This window comes from Candidatus Neomarinimicrobiota bacterium (genome assembly GCA_041862535.1).
Taxonomy (GTDB): Bacteria; Fidelibacterota; Marinisomatia; order SCGC-AAA003-L08; family TS1B11.
Map to the genome: position 1 here is coordinate 1 of JBGVTM010000219.1, position 2,630 is coordinate 2,630.

Here is a 2,630-nt window from a genome sequence, read left to right on the forward strand (position 1 = left end):
TATCGGCTTTACGCCCTTTGCACAGCAAGGCCATCCCCAACGGGAAACCTACGATGAAACAGAAGATAAGACCCTTCTGAAAGGTAGACGTTTGAATCATCCCGGCGCTGATGGCAACAAAGGGGAAGAGGATCAGGCGAACCCCCCTTTTCATTGCGGGGTGATGCGCTATGAGTCGTGCCACGGGAGGACTGTATCGATAGTAGAGGGAGACCCATTTCTTGCCGATGGAATGAGCCATGAGGTATCTATCCCGGAAGCCGCGGAGGAGATCAACGTTGTCGCTATACGGCGAGCCGTAAGCCGCCGTGGCGATAAAGCAGGGGGAATCAGGACTGCCATCGGTTTTTCCCGAGTCAAAAGATTGGAATGGAGCGCTGGAAACCGTTGCCTCATTGCTGTAGCCGGAGTCTCCATTGGCATTATAAGCCCTCACCCTGTAGCAGTAGTAGTAAGATTGTCCCAGGGTTACGCTCGTATCGCTATAAGAAGTGGTATCAGCGGCCACAGTTGCAATTTGGCTAAACGATCCGGCGCTGCTTGTCTTCCTCTCGATTCTGAGCCCATCCTCATCGGCCGAATTATCGGTCCACGAGAGGTCTACCTGGTTGCTGGATACCGCTGTGGCTGTGAGGTTTGTCGGGCGCAATGGAGTACTCCCAGGAGTACTCCCACAAGTATAGATACGAATGTCGTCGATGAACCAGCCAAATGCGTCGAGAGCAGAGTCTGTACCAATCCGAAAGCGGAAGCGAACGGGTTGGCCTGCCAGCGTGCTCAGATCAAGGCGTGTGGAAATGTACCCATTGCTCCTTCCGCAAAATGCTTCCCTGCCTCCCAGAGGATTTCCATAGAGATCACTGATAGTCCCAGTGTATCCATTGTCTATAATGAGCGCACCCGCGTCAATCCAACTGGTTCCTCCATCGGTGCTATATTCGATCACCCCAGCATCATAATCTCCAGCGCCATCACTCTCAAAGTGGTAGGCATGGTTGAAATGTATGTACGGTGAACTACCTGCCGGCAGCGATAGATCGAAAGTCATCGCCATGTAGATGTCTGAAGTATCCCATTGATCGTAACCCCAGAAGTTATACTGACCACTAGTGGCATAAGTGGGATCCCAACCAAAAATATCATAGGGATTAGGATTCTGAGGATAGTACCATTCATCCACCCCAACAATCGCCCCATGGGTCCAGTTGCCGTAGCTGGGGGTTTCCAAGTCATCGAAAAAGAGGTTAACGGGAAAGTCGGCATCACATACCGGGGCTTCTGGAGCAGGGCATGAGGATGGTTGTTGGTTCATCTCGGTTGCGTCCACCGCATTCTGTACTTGCTGACTATCAGAGGCATCGAATCCCAGATTGATGGCAGCCTGCAGTAAGGCATCGTATAGGTCCTGGTAGTCGCTTGCCGAGGTGAGGAGGTTGGTCTGGACCTCATAGAAAAGGTCCGCCACCTTGTCAATCCCCAGGCCGACCACGGTGTAGCCATTAAAGGTATCCCCATCGGTCAGCAAGTAGGCCGCCTTGCTGGCCACCCCGCTGTTGGTGTGAACCCCACCGTTGTCTAAAAACAATGGATCACAGTCATAAAGAGGACTTGCCATCCTATCGGGCTGATTATAGGCCGAGGGAGTTCTCATGTCTCGAATAGCGCCAAGTAAAGAATCTTCACCGAGCAACCACCGGACGCTGGGATCATCATTTCCCTGTCCGTTGGTGAGATCGACGAATTCTCCCCAGATATCAGAAGAGGCCTCATTAATGGCCCCTGATTGCATGTAGTAAAAAAGTTTAGATTCATAATATGTTACGCCGTGAGTATACTCGTGTGCAACGATATCATCCGCAGGCAGCCCCTCAGTAAAAATCATCTGAAGATTAGAGCCGTCCCAATAAGCATTGGGGATAGCCGAAAAGTAACGCGTGGTTACTACAATGTCCATTCCCGCGTTGTTGATGCTGTCTCGGCCATGGTTGTTTAAGTAGAAATCGTAGGTATCTCCCGCATAATCATAGGCGGTATCGACATCGGGAATGCCGGTTAGCCCTTGACCTTCGATTCGCATCAAATCCCCAGGATCACCGGGCAGCGGCTTTCCCGGGACATTGTTGTGGTCGTAGATCTCGCGGTATAAGGCCGTTTCGACCTGGTTGAAGTGGAGGACCACCATGCCCAGGTGGGCGTCTATCAGAACCAGTTCCCGTAGGGGAATCATGTCTTTTGAGAGGACTTCCATCCGCCACACCAGGTGGGTAATGTTCACATTCAGTCCGAGGAGAGTGGGGTTATAGATCCAGAGCTCGGGGTCGGTGACATTAAGGGAATCCCTTTCAATGGCGTATTTCTGGCCGTATTCCCTAAGAGCGACCTGGAGAGCCTTTTCCTGGGCTTCTGCCGCGGTCACTTGGGGAGATGTATCGACATCGATGTCGGGTAAGACCTCACCATTTGCTGAGAGGATGTTGTTAAAGGAGTTCACCTGCAGGATGAGCTCTCCCCCCAGGATGGGTATGCCGGAATAGATCTGTTGGAAACGGACAAAGGCTCGGCCCCGGTCAGCCGTCTTGCTCCGCATAACCGTGAGCTCACGGGCTTGATCCTTCAGGCCAAAGAGAGAG

The 2,630-nt window shown here is 52.2% G+C and carries 1 protein-coding gene; it reads right to left on the reverse strand.

The window, feature by feature from the left end:
* The coding region (locus tag ACETWG_08060; GenBank protein ID MFB0516543.1) for a M4 family metallopeptidase at positions 1-2,587 on the reverse strand (2,587 nt) is incomplete at its 3' end.
* Positions 2,588-2,630: the final 43 nt, after the last annotated feature.